Source organism: Serratia sp. ID 25-353 (assembly GCF_054792795.1).
Genome location: NZ_CM139236.1, coordinates 3824690 through 3839479 on the forward strand (window position 1 = coordinate 3824690; position 14790 = coordinate 3839479).

Annotated in this window: 16 protein-coding genes; 3 read left to right on the top strand and 13 right to left on the bottom strand. The window is 60.4% G+C overall.

The window, feature by feature from the left end; translation table 11 throughout:
- The first annotated feature begins 432 nt into the window (after positions 1–432).
- The gene (locus ACYF6X_RS18480) at positions 433–699 is read left to right on the top strand and encodes a YdgH/BhsA/McbA family protein (RefSeq protein ID WP_004933636.1); all 267 of its coding nucleotides are present in this window, start codon (positions 433–435) and stop codon (positions 697–699) included.
- A 96-nt stretch (positions 700–795) separates the two neighbouring features.
- Here ACYF6X_RS18480 and ACYF6X_RS18485 read toward each other — a convergent pair whose 3' ends face one another.
- Both ACYF6X_RS18485 and yjfP read right to left on the bottom strand, forming a co-directional pair.
- The gene (locus tag ACYF6X_RS18485; protein ID WP_130017354.1) at positions 796–1158 is read right to left on the bottom strand and encodes a hypothetical protein; all 363 of its coding nucleotides are present in this window, start codon (positions 1156–1158) and stop codon (positions 796–798) included.
- 123 nt (positions 1159–1281) lie between these two features.
- The gene (gene yjfP / locus ACYF6X_RS18490; protein ID WP_063991622.1) at positions 1282–2034 is read right to left on the bottom strand and encodes an esterase; all 753 of its coding nucleotides are present in this window, start codon (positions 2032–2034) and stop codon (positions 1282–1284) included.
- A gap of 125 nt (positions 2035–2159) precedes the next feature.
- On the opposite strand from yjfP, the gene bsmA reads away from it, so the two are divergent.
- Positions 2160–2468, top strand: coding sequence for a biofilm peroxide resistance protein BsmA (bsmA, locus tag ACYF6X_RS18495; protein ID WP_063991623.1), 309 nt, complete (start codon positions 2160–2162; stop codon positions 2466–2468).
- Positions 2469–2591: 123 nt separating this feature from the next.
- Positions 2592–2867, top strand: coding sequence for a YdgH/BhsA/McbA family protein (locus tag ACYF6X_RS18500; protein ID WP_063991661.1), 276 nt, complete (start codon positions 2592–2594; stop codon positions 2865–2867).
- Here the strand turns inward: ACYF6X_RS18500 and ACYF6X_RS18505 are convergent.
- The 11 genes from ACYF6X_RS18505 to hfq all read right to left on the bottom strand — a co-directional run bounded on the left by ACYF6X_RS18505 (position 2864) and on the right by hfq (position 14734).
- Positions 2864–3262, bottom strand: coding sequence for a DUF350 domain-containing protein (locus ACYF6X_RS18505; protein WP_063991624.1), 399 nt, complete (start codon positions 3260–3262; stop codon positions 2864–2866). The two genes, ACYF6X_RS18500 and ACYF6X_RS18505, sit on opposite strands and share 4 nt — an antisense overlap.
- Before the next feature lie 66 nt (positions 3263–3328).
- A complete protein-coding gene (locus tag ACYF6X_RS18510; protein WP_063991625.1) occupies positions 3329–4957 on the bottom strand; it encodes an isovaleryl-CoA dehydrogenase in 1629 nt (542 codons plus the stop codon).
- Positions 4958–5072: 115 nt separating this feature from the next.
- Positions 5073–5804 carry a 23S rRNA (guanosine(2251)-2'-O)-methyltransferase RlmB gene (rlmB, locus tag ACYF6X_RS18515; protein WP_063991626.1) on the bottom strand — a complete coding sequence of 244 codons (732 nt, stop codon included), beginning with the start codon at positions 5802–5804 and terminating at the stop codon, positions 5073–5075.
- A 61-nt stretch (positions 5805–5865) separates the two neighbouring features.
- Positions 5866–8340, bottom strand: coding sequence for a ribonuclease R (rnr, locus tag ACYF6X_RS18520; RefSeq protein ID WP_063991627.1), 2475 nt, complete (start codon positions 8338–8340; stop codon positions 5866–5868).
- Positions 8341–8399: 59 nt separating this feature from the next.
- Complete coding sequence (nsrR, locus tag ACYF6X_RS18525; protein WP_033636784.1) at positions 8400–8825, bottom strand: nitric oxide-sensing transcriptional repressor NsrR; 426 nt, start codon at positions 8823–8825, stop codon at positions 8400–8402.
- 233 nt (positions 8826–9058) lie between these two features.
- Entirely contained in the window at positions 9059–10357 is a 1299-nt protein-coding gene (locus ACYF6X_RS18530; protein ID WP_033648701.1) for an adenylosuccinate synthase, read from the bottom strand.
- Between the two features lie 98 nt (positions 10358–10455).
- Positions 10456–10656 (bottom strand): DUF2065 domain-containing protein, encoded by a 201-nt coding sequence (locus ACYF6X_RS18535; protein ID WP_004933666.1) that lies wholly within the window; start codon positions 10654–10656, stop codon positions 10456–10458.
- Positions 10657–10719: 63 nt separating this feature from the next.
- Complete coding sequence (gene hflC, locus ACYF6X_RS18540) at positions 10720–11724, bottom strand: protease modulator HflC (RefSeq protein ID WP_004933669.1); 1005 nt, start codon at positions 11722–11724, stop codon at positions 10720–10722.
- Between the two features lie 3 nt (positions 11725–11727).
- Positions 11728–12978 carry an FtsH protease activity modulator HflK gene (gene hflK / locus ACYF6X_RS18545; protein ID WP_033636782.1) on the bottom strand — a complete coding sequence of 417 codons (1251 nt, stop codon included), beginning with the start codon at positions 12976–12978 and terminating at the stop codon, positions 11728–11730.
- A gap of 68 nt (positions 12979–13046) precedes the next feature.
- Positions 13047–14327 carry a ribosome rescue GTPase HflX gene (hflX, locus tag ACYF6X_RS18550; protein ID WP_004933675.1) on the bottom strand — a complete coding sequence of 427 codons (1281 nt, stop codon included), beginning with the start codon at positions 14325–14327 and terminating at the stop codon, positions 13047–13049.
- A 98-nt stretch (positions 14328–14425) separates the two neighbouring features.
- Positions 14426–14734: an RNA chaperone Hfq gene (hfq, locus tag ACYF6X_RS18555; RefSeq protein WP_004933678.1), complete on the bottom strand. Its 309-nt coding sequence runs from the start codon at positions 14732–14734 to the stop codon at positions 14426–14428.
- Between the last annotated feature and the right edge of the window lie 56 nt (positions 14735–14790).

A 14790-nucleotide genomic window follows, 5' to 3' on the forward strand; every position in this document is an offset into this window, starting at 1 on the left:
ATTCAGCCTCCTGTCAGGGTCAACCGCGGCCCATGGAAGCAAGGAACGTGTTTAGTGTGCGGCTGAAAAATGACGCGTAATCATACTGACGCAGGGCGGGAAACTCAAGGACTGCGTGGGTTTTATTCGCGTTAATGCGAGGCGTTATGGGAAATAGCACGATTTGCTCGTGGGAGAACCTATGTACGCCGATCCATCGGTTTCAAAAATCTTTCAATGAAATCAGCGCTGAGTCACAAATCTATTTCACTTTTTTTGAAGGAGGCCATCAAAAGACCCCGCTTTTTAATCCACCGCAACGGACTAAAATTAACCTTATCCGCCGCAGACAGCGCGACGAAAAAGATTCCAGGTTATTCAATGCAGATAAATGACTTTTTGCCGCAGCGACACTCGCTGTCAGGCCGTAACGGCAAAAGTAAGAGAGGCACTATGAAACGCATCATTCTCGCGACGGCGCTGGCCGCCCTTTTCTCCGCCAACGTGATGGCCGCGACGGAGATTACCTCGCACCAGGCCGATCAACGCCAGAGCGTCGGCTTCGTCACCCTGAACCAGAACGTGGTTTCGCCGGATGACGCCAGCAGCCAGGTCAGCAAAATCGCCGATCAACGCGGCGCAAGCTCTTATCGCATCATCGCCCTGCACGAACCGGGCGACAACAGCACGATGCACGTCAGCGCCGAGCTGTACCGCTAAAGAAACGCACCACGCCAGGGAAATCCCCAGGGCTTCATCAGAAAGCCCGTCCAGCCCGCATCGGAGCGCCGCTCGTTGGGCGCTCCGCTTCTCTCATCAGAGTTTGAGCAGCGTCGGCATGCTGAACGCCTTGTCCGGATTGTGCAATTGCAGCGCCGTCCGCAGATAGTTCGTTCGCGTTTGCAGCAGCTCGGCGCTTTTCATCAGGGTCGCCCGCTGTTCGAACGAGAGCGTACCGGCTGCCGCGGGGTGAATGGGCGCCGCTTTCGGCGCGGAGGCAAACAGCGCCGTCATGTTTTGCACCGTCTGCGCGGTGATGCGCGACAGCGGATTCGCCTTGTTTTGCCGCGCCTTGCCGTCGACGCTCCCCAACATCTCGCTGAAGGCCGCTGAGTTAAGCTCGGTGCGCGCTTTCATCGTTCCCATTAAACCGGCCGTACTGCCGATGTTTTTTATCATGCCCTCTGCTCCTTGCTGCCCTGAAAGAATTCACGCTGACATTCTCCCCTTCATTCGGCCAAACGATGGCCGAAACAGCAGGCACAGAGCGGTGCAATTCCAGGCATCGCGCCCGGCGCTGCATCACAGTTCGCGGCGGAAAAAGTCGGCCGTGGCGGACAGCGCCAGCGGCGTGATGCGGTGCTTCACCCCCGGTTCGACGAGCGAGGTCAAACGGCTGTCCGCACCTTGCTGCCGCAGTTCAGCCGCCAAACGCAGGCTGTCCGCCGCCGGCACCACGTCGTCCGTCTCGCCGTGCCACAGCAGCAGCGGCCGCCCGGCGATCGCCGCCAAACGCCCTTCCAGCTCATACTCCGCCAGCACGGCGGTGCGCGCCGCAAACGCCGCCGGCGAGAGCGCCTCGCCCTCTTCGCCCAACGGCGGGAACAGCGTTTGCGCCAGCGAACGGTAATAGCCGGAACCCATCAGGCTGGCGGCCGCCCGGACCCACGGGAAGCGCACGAAGGCGCCAAGCGCGGTCATGCCGCCCATTGAGGCGCCAGCCATGCCGATACGCCCGTCGGCAATCAGGCCGAGCCGCTCAAAATGCGCCTTGATCTGCGGCAGCTCGTCGATATTGCTGCGCAGGATCTCCCAAAACGTGGCCAGACGCCGCGCCTCATCGCCGTCGAAGCGCTCGCCGTGCCGATCGGCATCCGGCAACACCACCCGAAAACCGGCGCGCGCCAGCGCATAAGCGAAGTAGGCGTACACCTCTTTTGACGAGGTATAGCCATGACAGAAGAACACCGTCGGCAACGGCCGATGGTACTGCCCCGCCGGCACCGCATGGATCACCGCGATATCGCCCGCCCGCTCGTCATGAATTTCGATCATCCGTTCATCCTCACTCACCTGTTGGCTTTCATCATGACAAACTTGCGCCAGCCAGCGTTAGCTCAATCTGTTCCAGCTTATATTGCGTTACACTGAAGCCATCTACCGGCTCTTTCGAGGTCACCATGACGCTTGCCCGCACACTCATCGCCCTGACGCTGGCCGCACAGCTTTCTGCCTGCGGCATCATGACCACCACGCCGAAACCGCCGCCGCCGCCCACCGCACAGGCGCAGGAGATCGTGCGCGCACAGACCGCCGAGCTGGTGAAAATGGGCAGCGTCACCGCCGTGGTGCGCGGCAGCCCGATGGACGTGGAAGCGGAGATCCAACGCAAGGCCACCGCCGCCGGCGCCCGGTATTACGTGATCATCATGAACAGCGAAACCATCGTGCCGGGCCAGTGGTATTCCCAGGCGATCCTGTATCGTTAAGGCGGGGATTTTTTAAGCAGATTTACACTGGCTTTGCACTGGCTGAAGAAGGGTGTTGCACACTGAGGGACAGCATGCCGCATGTTGCGGGTGTCGATTCAGGATCTGACGAAGGGGAACGCCATGAAACGCTCCACCGCACTCACCTCCCTCCTGCTTTCAGTAGGGCTGCTCAGCACCGGCGCACAGTCCGCCGAGCTGGCGCCCGCCGATCGCGTGACGCCGCTCAGTGAAATCGCCGAGATCACCTTCAGCGATCTGCCCGGTTCGCCGCAGGAGGCGGAGCAGGCCATCGCCCGCACCGCCGGCCAACACGGCGCCAGCTATTACCGCATCCTGCGGATGGAAGAACAGGCGCACCCGCTTGGCTGGCGCGCCTCGGCCATCTTATACCTTTAGTAGCTCATGCAAGCCGCATTCAACACGCCGCCGCTGACGGAGACGCCCCCCAGGAAAATCCCGGCGGCCAGATGATTCGCTTCGATCTTTTCGCTGATGCGCGGCATGTAGATCTTCACGGCCGCGAACAGCAGCAATTGCACCACCAGCGCCACTACGCCCCACAGCAGGTAATCCAGCAGGCTGATCGAGTTGATCGCCGCGCTGGCCAACGGGATCACATACCCCAGGCAAGCGCCGATGAAAGCAAAGGCGGCGGATGGATTATCGGCCTTGATCAGCGCCCATTCGTCGTGCGGGGTGATGCGGGTATAGACGAACAGAAACACCAAAATCATGGCGAAACCGCTGAAGAAATAAGAGGCGAACGCCGCCAACGCGCTGAGAATATCCATGTGCATTTTCCTGTCAGAGTGAGGCTGAATTAAAAAGGTTTTCGCCGCCGCGCGCCACCCTTTTCCCTAACCGCCGATAGCGCGGTTGAGCAGCAGTTCGCACACCTCGGCCGACAGCAGGCTCTCGCCGCGGTGATCCAGCGTCAGGTGGCACCAGGCGTCGGCTATCTGCGGGCTGGCGTGCAGCAGCAGCTGCGCGGCGCAGCACAGGTCGAACAGCTGCTGGGTCAACAGCCGCCCCATCTCTTCACGCGGTTGCCGGGCGCGCTGCTGCCACTGCCGCCAGGCGTGATCGAACAACCGATTCTGGCCGCGCACCGGCTGCAGCTCGAACTGCAGCATCTCGAGCGCGCCCGGCAGCTTGTGCAGGCTGCGCAACACGTCCAGGCACATGATGTTGCCGGAACCTTCCCAGATGCTGTTGACCGGCATCTCGCGATACAGACGCGGCAGCTCGCTCTCTTCGCAGTAGCCGATACCGCCCAGCACCTCCATCGCCTCAGCGATGAACGGCATGCCCTGACGGCAGATGCTGTATTTGGCCGCCGGGGTCAGCAGACGGCTGTAGATCAGCTCGCCTTCATTGCTGCGACTCTCCCAGGCGCGGGCCAGCCGGAACAGCAACGCGGTATGCCCTTCCAGCCGCAGTGCCATGCGCGCCAGAACCTGACGCATCAGCGGTTGTTCGATCAAGAGCTTGCCGAACGCCTGCCGCTGCAGCGCATGATACAGCGCCACCGACAGCCCGCGGCGCATCAGGCCGTGGCTGCCGAGCGAGCAGTCGAAACGGGTCAGGCCGCCCATTTTCAGGATATGCCGCACGCCGTCGCCCTCATCCCCCAACAGCCAGGCGGTGGCGTCCTGAAACTCCACTTCGCTGCTGGCATTGGAGCGATTGCCCAGCTTGTCTTTCAACCGTTCCAGGCGAATGGCGTTGCGGCTGCCGTCGGGCAAAATACGCGGCAGGAAGAAGCAGGACAACCCGCCTTCGGCCTGCGCCAGCACCAGGTGCGCATCGCTCTGCGGCACCGAGAAGAACCACTTGTGCCCCACCAGCCGGTAGGCCTCACCCGGCCCGCGCGCGCCGAGCGGCGCGGCGGTGGTGGTATTGCTCAAGACATCGGAGCCGCCCTGTTTCTCCGTCATGCCCATGCCGATCAGCAGGCCGCGCTTTTGCCCGCCCGGCAGCAGGTGAGCGTCATAACGATCCGACAGCAGCGGCGTCAGCCAGGAGCGAAACTCAGCCGGCAACGCCTGCAGCAACAACGGTGTGGCGCCGAAGGTCATGGTCACCGGGCACAGCGTGCCGGCCTCGACCTGCGCATGCAGCATAAAGCGCGCGGCGCGCGCCACGAAGGAACCGATGCGCGCATCCTCCTGCCAGGGCAGGTTGTGTACCCGGTTGGCGATCAGCCCCTGCATCAGGATATGCCAGGCGGGGTGAAAACGAACGTCGTCCAGCCGCTGGCCGGTGGCGTCGTAGCGCAGCAGCTCCGGCGGGTTGGCGTTGGCCAGGCGCCCCAGCTCCAGCGACTCCTGGGTGCCGAGCTGCTGGCCCAGCGAGGCCAATACCTCGGCGTCCCAGCCGCCCTGCTCGCGCTGCAACGCTTCGCGCAGCGGCGTATCGGAGAGAAACAGGTTGCTGTTGCCCAGCGGCTTGGGTTGGTTAAAAACGGTGTGCGTAGTCCAGACCATGAGAGTGCTCCCTGAGAAAAGCGTCAGGAGTAAGTATGGTCGGCGCAGAGATTTCTGCCGAAGGCGGGATCACAAGAGGGGGAATTAACGGGGGCGCAGGCCCCCGTCAGGAGAATCAGCCGCGCTGACGCACCGCTTCGAACAGGCAGATGCCGGTAGCGACCGACACGTTCAGCGAAGAGACGGTCCCGGCCATCGGAATGCTGATCAGCTCGTCGCAGTGTTCACGGGTCAGACGGCGCATGCCTTCGCCTTCCGCGCCCATCACCAGCGCCATCGGGCCGGTCATTTTGCTTTGATACAGCGTATGGTCGGCTTCGCCGGCGGTGCCCACCACCCAGACATTCATTTCCTGCAACAGACGCAGCGTGCGCGCCAGGTTGGTCACGCGGATCAACGGCACGTTTTCGGCGGCGCCGCAGGCCACTTTCTTGGCGGTGGCGTTCAGCTGGGCGGAGCGGTCGCGCGGCACGATCACCGCGTGTACGCCGGCAGCGTCGGCGCTGCGCAGGCAGGCACCGAGGTTGTGTGGGTCGGTCACGCCGTCCAGCACCAGCAGGAACGGGGTCTCCACGCTTTCCAGCAGGCCCGGCAGGTCGTTCTCCTGATACTGGCGCCCTTCGCGCACCCGGGCGACGATCCCCTGGTGCACCGCGCCTTCCACCTTGTCATCCAGCCACTGGCGGTTCGCCACCTGGATCACGATGCCGGTCGCTTCCAGCTCGGCGATCAGCGGTTGCAGACGGCGATCTTCGCGGCCTTTCAGAATAAACACTTCCAGGAAGCGTTGCGGGTCGCGCTCTAACAGGGCTTTGACGGCGTGGATGCCGTAAATAATTTCGCTCATGATGCTCTTTTAAATTCGTGCGGCCGGCGATAACCGGCCGATGATAACGATGTGCGGCAGGTTAGGCCTGCTCGGCACCTTTCTTCTTGGCTGCGCGTTTGGCTTTGGTCGCCGCCGCGATTTTCCGCGTTTTGTCGGACGCTTTCTTGGCTTTCTTCTTCGCCTTCTTCACGTTGTCCGCGGGCTTGGCGTCATCCTGCTTGCGGAAGGCGCTGTCCGGCTCGAAGTTGGCCGGCGGTTTGCCGCCGCGACGCTTGCCGCGCCCCGCGCTGCCGTTGTCGCGCAGCGTACGCTGGCCGCCCTTCTTGGCGCGATCGCGCTCGGTTTTGCCTTCACCGCGCGCTTTGCGGGTGCTGGATACCAGCGCGAAATCGATCTTGCGCTCGTCCATATGCACCGCGTCCACGCGGATCTCCACCGTATCTCCCAGGCGATAGACCGTGCCGGAAGACTCGCCGATCAGGCGCTGGCCGATATTATCGTAGCGATAGTAATCATTATCCAGCGTTGATACGTGCACCAGCCCGTCGATGAACAGATCGTTCAGGCGCACGAAGAAGCCGAAGCCGGTCACGCTGGAGATGATGCCGCTGAACACTTCACCGACGTGATCCTGCATGAAGTCGCACTTCAGCCAGTCAGCGACGTTGCGCGTCGCTTCGTCCGCGCGGCGCTCGGTCATCGAGCAGTGTTCGCCCAGCTGCAGCATCTCTTCGAATTCGCTGTGCCAGCCGCCGGTCGGCGTCCAGCGCTCTTTCGGCTCGCCGTGTTCTTTGGCCAGTTGGTATTTGATCGCGCGGTGCAGCGCCAGATCCGGATAACGGCGGATCGGCGAGGTGAAGTGGCCGTAAGACGCCAACGCCAGGCCGAAGTGGCCGCGGTTTTCCGGATCGTAAATCGCCTGCTTCATCGAGCGCAGCAACATGGTTTGCAGCATTTCGTGGTCAGGGCGTTCAGACACTTCATCCATCAGCACCGCATAGTCCTTCGGCTGCGGCTTGTTGCCGCCGCCCAACGTCAGCCCCAGCTCGCTCAGCACGCTGCGCAGCGCGGAGATGTGGTCGTCGCTCGGACGATCGTGCACGCGGTACAGTGCCGGCTCGTTGTGTTTCTCGACGAAGCGCGCGGCCGCCACGTTGGCCATGATCATGCACTCTTCGATCAGCTTGTGGGCGTCGTTGCGCACCGTCGGCTCCACGCGCTCGATGCGGCGTTCGGCGTTAAAGATGAATTTGGCTTCTTCGGTTTCAAATGCGATGCCGCCGCGCTCGGCGCGCGCCTTATCCAGCACCTTGTACATCGCATGCAGCTCTTCCAAGTGCTTGACCAGCGGATGGTAATGCTCGCGCAGCTCCTGATCGCCCTGCAGAATGTGCCACACCTTGTTGTAGGTCAGGCGGGCGTGAGAACTCATCACCGCCTCGTAGAACTTGGCCGTGGACAGGCGCCCCTGAGCGGAGATGGTCATCTCGCACACCATGCACAGGCGATCGACCTGCGGGTTCAGGGAGCACAGCCCGTTGGACAGCACTTCCGGCAGCATCGGGATCACCTGCGACGGGAAGTACACCGAGTTGCCGCGGCTGCGCGCTTCATCGTCCAGCGCGGTGCGCGGGCGCACGTAGTAACTGACGTCGGCGATCGCAACCCACAGACGCCAGCCGCCGCCGCGTTTTTTCTCGCAGTACACGGCGTCATCGAAGTCGCGCGCGTCTTCACCGTCGATGGTGACCAACGGCAGCTTGCGCAGATCGACGCGGCCCTTCTTGGCCGCTTCCGGCACCTGTTCGCTGAGATCGGCCACCTGCTTTTCCACCTGCGGCGGCCAGGTATGCGGGATCTCATGGGTGCGCAGCGCGATGTCCACCGCCATGCTGGTGCCCATCTTGTCGCCGAGGATCTCGACGATCTTGCCGACCGCCTTGGTACGGCGGGTCGGACGCTGAGTCAGCTCCACCACCACCATAAAGCCCATGCGCGCGCCGCTGACGCTGTCTGCCGGGATCAGAATATCGAAGCTCAGACGGCTGTCGTCCGGCACCACGAAGCCGGTACCGGCATCCATGAAGAAGCGGCCGACAATCTGGCTGGTTTTCGGCACCAGCACGCGCACGATGCGCGCTTCGCGGCGCCCTTTGCGATCCGCGCCCAAGGCCTGCGCCAGCACCACGTCACCGTGGATCGCCATTTTCATCTGTTCGGCAGACAGGTACAGATCGTCTTTGCTGCCTTCAACGCGCAGGAAGCCGTAGCCGTCGCGGTGGCCGATCACCGTGCCGCGCAGCAGATCCAGACGTTCCGGCAGCGCGTAGCACTGGCGGCGGGTAAACACTAACTGGCCATCGCGCTCCATGGCGCGCAGGCGGCGGCGCAGCGCTTCCAGCTGCTCTTCACCGCTGAGGCCCAGTTCGTTGCCCAGCTCTTCGCGGCTGGCCGGCGTTTCTCGTTTCGCCAAATGGGCCAGGATATATTCACGACTGGGGATAGGGGATTCGTATTTTTCTGCTTCTCGTTCCAGGAATGGATCTTGTGACATTGCGGTTCCTCCGTTGTCATCAGCAGGATGACGTTGAGCCTTGTCTTCTCAACGTCGTTTTATTCGACAAGCAATAGCTTGTAGAGCGGCGGATTGTCTTCGACCATGTCGGCCAACGTATGCTTATCCAGCTCTTCAAGGAAATTCTGTACGCCCTGGTGGAGCACCTGCTTCAATCGGCAGGCAGGGGTGATGTGGCAAAAATCACTGCTGCAGTTAACCAGCGCAAGCGGCTCCAGCGCCCGCACCACGTCACCGAGGCGGATGCTCTCGGCCGGTTTGCCCAATCGAATGCCGCCATGCTTGCCGCGCACCGCCGTGACAAAACCTACCCGGCTCAACTGATTGATGATCTTCACCATATGGTTGCGAGACACGCCATAAACCTCGGTCACTTCCGAGATGCTGGTCATCTTGTCCTGCGGCAACGAGGCCATGTAGATCAACGCCCGCAGACCATAATCAGTAAAACTTGTTAACTGCACATCTTACCTCTGGGTATCACTTTACCCGTCTGATACGCCGCTTTTCGGCGCTATTCAAAAGATTACTCATTGGATAATAAACCAGCCGGAGAGTTCGTCGCTAATTATTTAGCGAATCCCGCGCCCTAAGGCGGGTTTATGAAAGGATTTTTTGACGTGAAACCGCAATCGGAGGGAGTCAGGATAAAAACAAACCGGGACGCGCCCGGTTTGTTTAATGCCGCAAAGCCTGATTATGCGTCGAACGGGTCGCGCAGGATCATGGTTTCGCTGCGATCCGGGCCGGTAGAGATAATGTCTACCGGTACACCGGTCACTTCTTCGATGCGCTTGATGTAGTTCAGCGCAGCCTGAGGCAGCTTGCTGTGCTCTTTCACGCCAAAGGTGGTTTCGCTCCAGCCTGGCATGGTTTCGTAGATAGGCTCGATGCCTTCCCAGCCTTCAGCCGCCAGCGGAGTGGTATCCACTTCACGGCCGTCCGGCATGCGGTAGCCCACGCAGATCTTCACTTCTTTCAGGCCGTCCAGGACGTCCAGTTTGGTCAGGCAGAAGCCGGACAGGGAGTTGATCTGCACGGCGCGACGCACCGCTACCGCGTCCAGCCAGCCGGTACGACGACGACGGCCGGTGGTGGCGCCGAACTCGTTACCCTGCTTGCACAGGTACTCGCCGGTTTCATCGAACAGTTCGGTTGGGAACGGGCCTGCACCCACGCGAGTGGAGTAGGCTTTCACGATGCCCAGCACGTAGTCCACATAACGCGGGCCGATGCCGGAACCGGTAGCCACGCCGCCGGCAGTGGTGTTGGAAGAGGTGACGTACGGGTAAGTACCGTGGTCGATATCCAGCAGGGTGCCCTGAGCGCCTTCGAACATGATCAGATCGCCACGCTTGCGCGCGCCGTCCAGCAGTTCAGAAACGTCAACCACCATGGCGGTCAGGATGTCGGCGATAGACAGCACGTAGTCCAGCGTCGCCTGATAATCGACGGCTTCAACTTTATAGTAGTTGACCAGCTGGAAGTTGTGGTAATCGACGATCTCTTTGAGCTTAACGGCGAAGGTTTCTTTGTTGAACAGGTCGCTGACGCGCAGGCCGCGACGAGCCACTTTATCTTCGTAAGCCGGGCCGATGCCGCGACCGGTGGTGCCGATCGCTTTCGCGCCGCGCGCTTTCTCACGCGCGTTGTCCAACGCGACGTGGTAAGGCAGGATCAGCGGGCAAGCTTCAGAGAGTAACAGACGTTCGCGTACCGGGATGCCACGCGCTTCGAGTTCACCCATTTCTTTCATCAACGCGTCCGGCGCCAGAACAACACCGTTGCCGATGATGCTGGTGACGTTTTCACGCAGAATGCCTGAAGGAATTAAATGAAGGACGGTTTTTTCACCGTTGATTACCAGAGTGTGGCCAGCGTTATGGCCACCTTGGTAGCGCACAACATATTGAGCCCGTTCAGTCAGCAGGTCTACAACCTTGCCTTTACCTTCGTCACCCCATTGGGTGCCCAGTACGACGACGTTCTTACCCATTTTTCAAAATCACCGATTGCTTAAAAATGGATTCTACCACCGTAATTTTCGATTTTCAGCACTTTTAGCATACGATTGCATAAATTTTGGGCTAGACTTTAAAGACCCGTGCGGCCGCTCAACATGTAGTAGATCACGCAGCCCGCAACCACTATTCCACCGCCAAATCGCCGCAGCGTCGCGTCCGGCAGCTGCGACATCGCCACGATCATTTTGCGCCAGGCCTGCGGAAACAGCATCGGCCCCAATCCTTCCAACACCAGAACCAGCCCGAGCGCCAGCCAAATCGTTGAGTTCATGCATCCCCCAAAAACGAGAAAGGGCCCGCGTAAACGGGCCCTCGATCAGATTGCCTGCCGCGCTTATTTGCGCAGGGTATCAGGCGACTTCATGTAGCGGAAGAAATCGCTGTCCGGGCTCAGTACCAGCACGTCCTGGTTGTCCTTGAAGCTGGCTTCATAGGCACGCAGGCTACGGATAAAGGCATAGAAGTCCGGATCCTGGCTGAACGCGTTGGCGAACAGCTTGGCCGCTTCGGCATCGCCTTCACCGCGGGTGATACGCGCCTGACGCTCGGCTTCCGCCAGGGTACGGGTCACTTCGTAGTCCGCGCTGGCGCGCAGCTTCTCGGCTTCTTCCTGGCCCTGCGAGCGCAGACGACGGGCTACCGCTTCACGCTCGGCGCGCATACGCTGGTAGATGGCGTCGGACACTTCCGCTGGCAGGTTGATCTGCTTGATACGCACGTCGATCACTTCGATGCCCAGCGCCGCCATGCTGTTCGGGTTAACCTGCGGCTGTTTGCCGGTAGTTTCCCGTTCAACGCGCGCCGCCGCAGAGGCGATAGCGTCATCGGCTTCGGTGGTCGCCACTTCTTCGCCGTCACCCACGGTGCCGGTGTTCAGCGCATCACGCACATCGGACATCAGCTTGCCGCGCGAGTCGGTCACGATGTCTTTCACGTCCAGGCGGCCGATTTCAGAACGCAGACGGTCGCTGAACTTGCGTTTCAGCAGCACTTCGGCCTGGGAGACGTCGCCACCGCCGGTCGCCAGATAGTAACGGCTGAAGTCGCTGATGCGCCACTTCAGATAGGAGTCAACGATCAGGTCTTTCTTCTCGCTGGTCACGAAGCGATCGGCCTGGTTGTCCATGGTCTGGATGCGCGCATCCAGGTTCTTCACGGTCTCGATGAACGGGATCTTGAGGTGCAGACCCGGCGCATACACCAGCGGCTTGTTTTCGCCGTCGCGCAGAACCTTGCCGAAGCGCAGCACGATGCCGCGCTGGCCTTCCTGCACCACGAACAGCGAAGCGTACAGCACCACCAGCACCGCGAGGACAATAACTACAAAAGACTTACGCATTGATTACTCTCTCCCTACGCGAGTGGTGTCGTCACGCTGCGCATTCGCCCGGCGCTGATCCATAATCGAACCGCCGCTGGTGCGCGGGGCGCTGCTGTTGGCAGCCGGCGCAGGATTCGGATTGAGGCGAATCAGGCTGGTATCCTTGTTGCCGCTCTCCGGCGCCGCGCCTTGACCGCGCAGCATCTGATCCAGCGGCAGCACCATCAGGTTGTTGCCTTTGTCGCTCACCAACACCTTACGGGTATGGCCCAGCACTTTTTCCATGGTTTCGATATACAGACGCTCGCGGGTGATCTGCGGTGCGGACTTGTATTCCGGCAACAGCTTGGCAAAGCGCGCCACCTCACCCTGAGCTTCCAGGACGGTACGGTCCTTATAAGCCTTGGAGTCTTCCAGCAGACGCTGCGCCTGGCCGTTCGCACGCGGCTGAACTTCGTTGGCGTAAGCTTCCGCTTCACGGATGTATTGCTGCTCGTTCTCACGCGCGGCAATCGCATCGTCGAACGACGCCTTCACCTCTTCCGGCGGACGCGCCGCCTGGAAGTTGACGTCCAGCAGCGTGATGCCCATGTTGTAAGGACGGATGGTCTCTTCCAGCATGCGCTGCGTATCGTTACGCACCACGGTACGGCCTTCGGTCAGGATGCGGTCCATCGAGTATTTGCCGATCACGCCGCGCAGGGCGCTGTCGGTCGCCTGGCTCAGGCTGTCGTCGGCATTGACGACGCTGAACAGGTACGCTTCCGGGTTGGTCACGCGGTATTGCACGTTCATTTCCACGCGCACCACGTTTTCATCGGAGGTCAGCATCACGCCGGACGCCGCCAGCTCGCGCACGGATTCCACGTTCACCGGACGCACGTCGTCGATGAAGGTCGGCTTCCAGTTCAGGCCCGGCTGCACCAGGTGGCTGAACTTGCCGAAACGCGTCACGACGCCGCGCTCGGCTTCCTTGATGGTGTAGAAGCCGCTGGCGGCCCAGATCACCACCACGGCCACCGCCGCGATACCGATAATGCGGCCGCTGAAGCCCGGACCAGAGGTGCCGGTGCCGCCGCTATTGCTGTTGGAGCCTTTGCCCCCGCCGAAACCGCTCAATTTCTTGCTCAGTTTGCGGAAGATATCGTCCAAATCAGGTGGCCCTTGATCACGACCGCCTTTGTTGTTACCGCCAGAGTTGCCGCCATTGTTATTGCTGCTCCCCCACGGGTCGCGGTCCTGTCCGTTATTACCGGGCTGATTCCACGCCATGTTTTAGCTCCATATTCTGTGATTGGGTACTTCAGGCTTTCGCGAAGCATAAATGTAACAGGATATGATCATACGATAAAGTCAATCAGGTCCTGTTCTTGCTTGCAGAGACGACGCCATTCGACGATCGGCATTCGCACCACCACGCCAATGCTGCCGTCTTCTTCGTTCCACTCTTTTTCAATCGCCTGAAGCTGGTAAAAACGGCTGCGAAGACGGCCTGCCCGTGGCGGTAAGCGCAATTCGTAATGCGCGATCTCCCCCGATAAGCGCTCCGTCAACGCCTGATACAGCAACGGAATTCCCTCTCCGCTGGCGGCGGACAGCCACACCCGGATCGGCAGGTTTTCGTCGTTGCGGTCGATACGCGGCACAAAATCGTCCAGCATATCTATTTTGTTCATCACTAACAGTGTAGGGATTTCATCCGAGTCTATCTCCGCCAGCACGGTGTTCACCGCTTCGATGTTCTCATCGACGCGCGGATCTGCGGCATCGATGACGTGCAGCAGCAGAGATGCCTGGCGCGTTTCCTGCAGCGTTGCCTTGAAGGCGGCCACCAGATCGTGCGGCAGGTGCCGGATAAAGCCTACGGTATCCGCCAACACGGTATCTCCTACGTCCGGCACGTCGATGCGCCGCAACGTAGGATCCAGGGTGGCAAATAGCTGGTCCGCCGCATACACCTCGGCAGACGTTATTCGGTTAAACAGGGTGGATTTGCCGGCGTTGGTGTAGCCCACCAGCGATACGGTCGGCACATCGGCGCGGGTCCGCGCACGTCGGCCTTGTTCACGCTGCTTTTCTACCCGCTCCAGGCGGCGCAGAATCAAGCTGATGCGATCGCGCAACAGGCGACGGTCGGTCTCAAGCTGGGTTTCCCCCGGCCCGCGCAGGCCAATCCCCCCTTTTTGCCGCTCCAGGTGCGTCCAGCCGCGTACCAGACGCGTGGCAATGTGACGCAACTGCGCCAGCTCCACCTGCAGCTTACCTTCATGGGTGCGGGCACGCTGGGCGAAGATGTCTAAAATCAGCCCGGTGCGATCGATCACCCGGCATTCGCACAGGCGCTCGAGGTTTCTTTCCTGCGCCGGGGAAAGGGAATGATCAAACAGGACAACAGACGCGCCGCTGGCTTTCACCGCATCTGCAATTTCTTCGGCCTTTCCTTCGCCGACAAAGTACTTCGGATGCGGGGCTTTGCGGCTACCAGTCACCACTTGCAAAGCTTCGACACCGGCTGAGGAAACCAACGACTCGAACTCGTTGAGGTCTTCCGTATCTTTGTCTTGCGAGAAATAGATATGAACCAGTACGGCCTGCTCACCGGCTTCATAACGGTCAAACAAGCGTGCAACCTCTCAAACGGACACTCACCGTGAGTTTGGGGGACATAAACAGCCCGCGGCTGCTTATGCTCCCCGTCATGGTTGACTTGCAACGCGCTTTATTCAGCGTCATCGCTTTCCTGCTGCGGCTGTTGCTGCGCAGACGGATTGTTGCCATGGTGATAGTTGCTTGAACCGCCGCTCGGGTTGTTGCTGTGATGCGAAACCGGGCGTGACGGGACAACGGTAGAGATAGCGTGCTTGTACACCATCTGGCTCACCGTGTTCTTCAACAGGATGACAAACTGGTCAAAAGACTCAATCTGGCCTTGCAGCTTAATACCATTCACCAAATAAATAGAAACCGGAACACGTTCACGACGCAATGCGTTCAGGAACGGATCTTGCAAAGATTGCCCCTTAGCCATTCTATCTTTTCCTTATTTGCTTGTTGTTTGTAACTAAGAACCTGTCGGCTCTAAAA

What these genes read in the sequence shown, in the direction of transcription:
- ACYF6X_RS18535 (WP_004933666.1), bottom strand. Translation starts at nt 10,656, where the DNA reads ATGAACTCAACGATTTGGCTGGCGCTCGGGCTGGTTCTGGTGTTGGAA.
- ACYF6X_RS18510 (WP_063991625.1), bottom strand. Translation starts at nt 4,957, where the DNA reads ATGGTCTGGACTACGCACACCGTTTTTAACCAACCCAAGCCGCTGGGC.
- yjfP (WP_063991622.1), bottom strand. Translation starts at nt 2,034, where the DNA reads ATGATCGAAATTCATGACGAGCGGGCGGGCGATATCGCGGTGATCCAT.
- rlmB (WP_063991626.1), bottom strand. Translation starts at nt 5,804, where the DNA reads ATGAGCGAAATTATTTACGGCATCCACGCCGTCAAAGCCCTGTTAGAG.
- hflC (WP_004933669.1), bottom strand. Translation starts at nt 11,724, where the DNA reads ATGCGTAAGTCTTTTGTAGTTATTGTCCTCGCGGTGCTGGTGGTGCTG.
- rnr (WP_063991627.1), bottom strand. Translation starts at nt 8,340, where the DNA reads ATGTCACAAGATCCATTCCTGGAACGAGAAGCAGAAAAATACGAATCC.
- ACYF6X_RS18500 (WP_063991661.1), top strand. Translation starts at nt 2,592, where the DNA reads ATGAAACGCTCCACCGCACTCACCTCCCTCCTGCTTTCAGTAGGGCTG.
- ACYF6X_RS18485 (WP_130017354.1), bottom strand. Translation starts at nt 1,158, where the DNA reads ATGATAAAAAACATCGGCAGTACGGCCGGTTTAATGGGAACGATGAAA.
- ACYF6X_RS18530 (WP_033648701.1), bottom strand. Translation starts at nt 10,357, where the DNA reads ATGGGTAAGAACGTCGTCGTACTGGGCACCCAATGGGGTGACGAAGGT.
- bsmA (WP_063991623.1), top strand. Translation starts at nt 2,160, where the DNA reads ATGACGCTTGCCCGCACACTCATCGCCCTGACGCTGGCCGCACAGCTT.
- hflK (WP_033636782.1), bottom strand. Translation starts at nt 12,978, where the DNA reads ATGGCGTGGAATCAGCCCGGTAATAACGGACAGGACCGCGACCCGTGG.
- hfq (WP_004933678.1), bottom strand. Translation starts at nt 14,734, where the DNA reads ATGGCTAAGGGGCAATCTTTGCAAGATCCGTTCCTGAACGCATTGCGT.
- ACYF6X_RS18480 (WP_004933636.1), top strand. Translation starts at nt 433, where the DNA reads ATGAAACGCATCATTCTCGCGACGGCGCTGGCCGCCCTTTTCTCCGCC.
- ACYF6X_RS18505 (WP_063991624.1), bottom strand. Translation starts at nt 3,262, where the DNA reads ATGGATATTCTCAGCGCGTTGGCGGCGTTCGCCTCTTATTTCTTCAGC.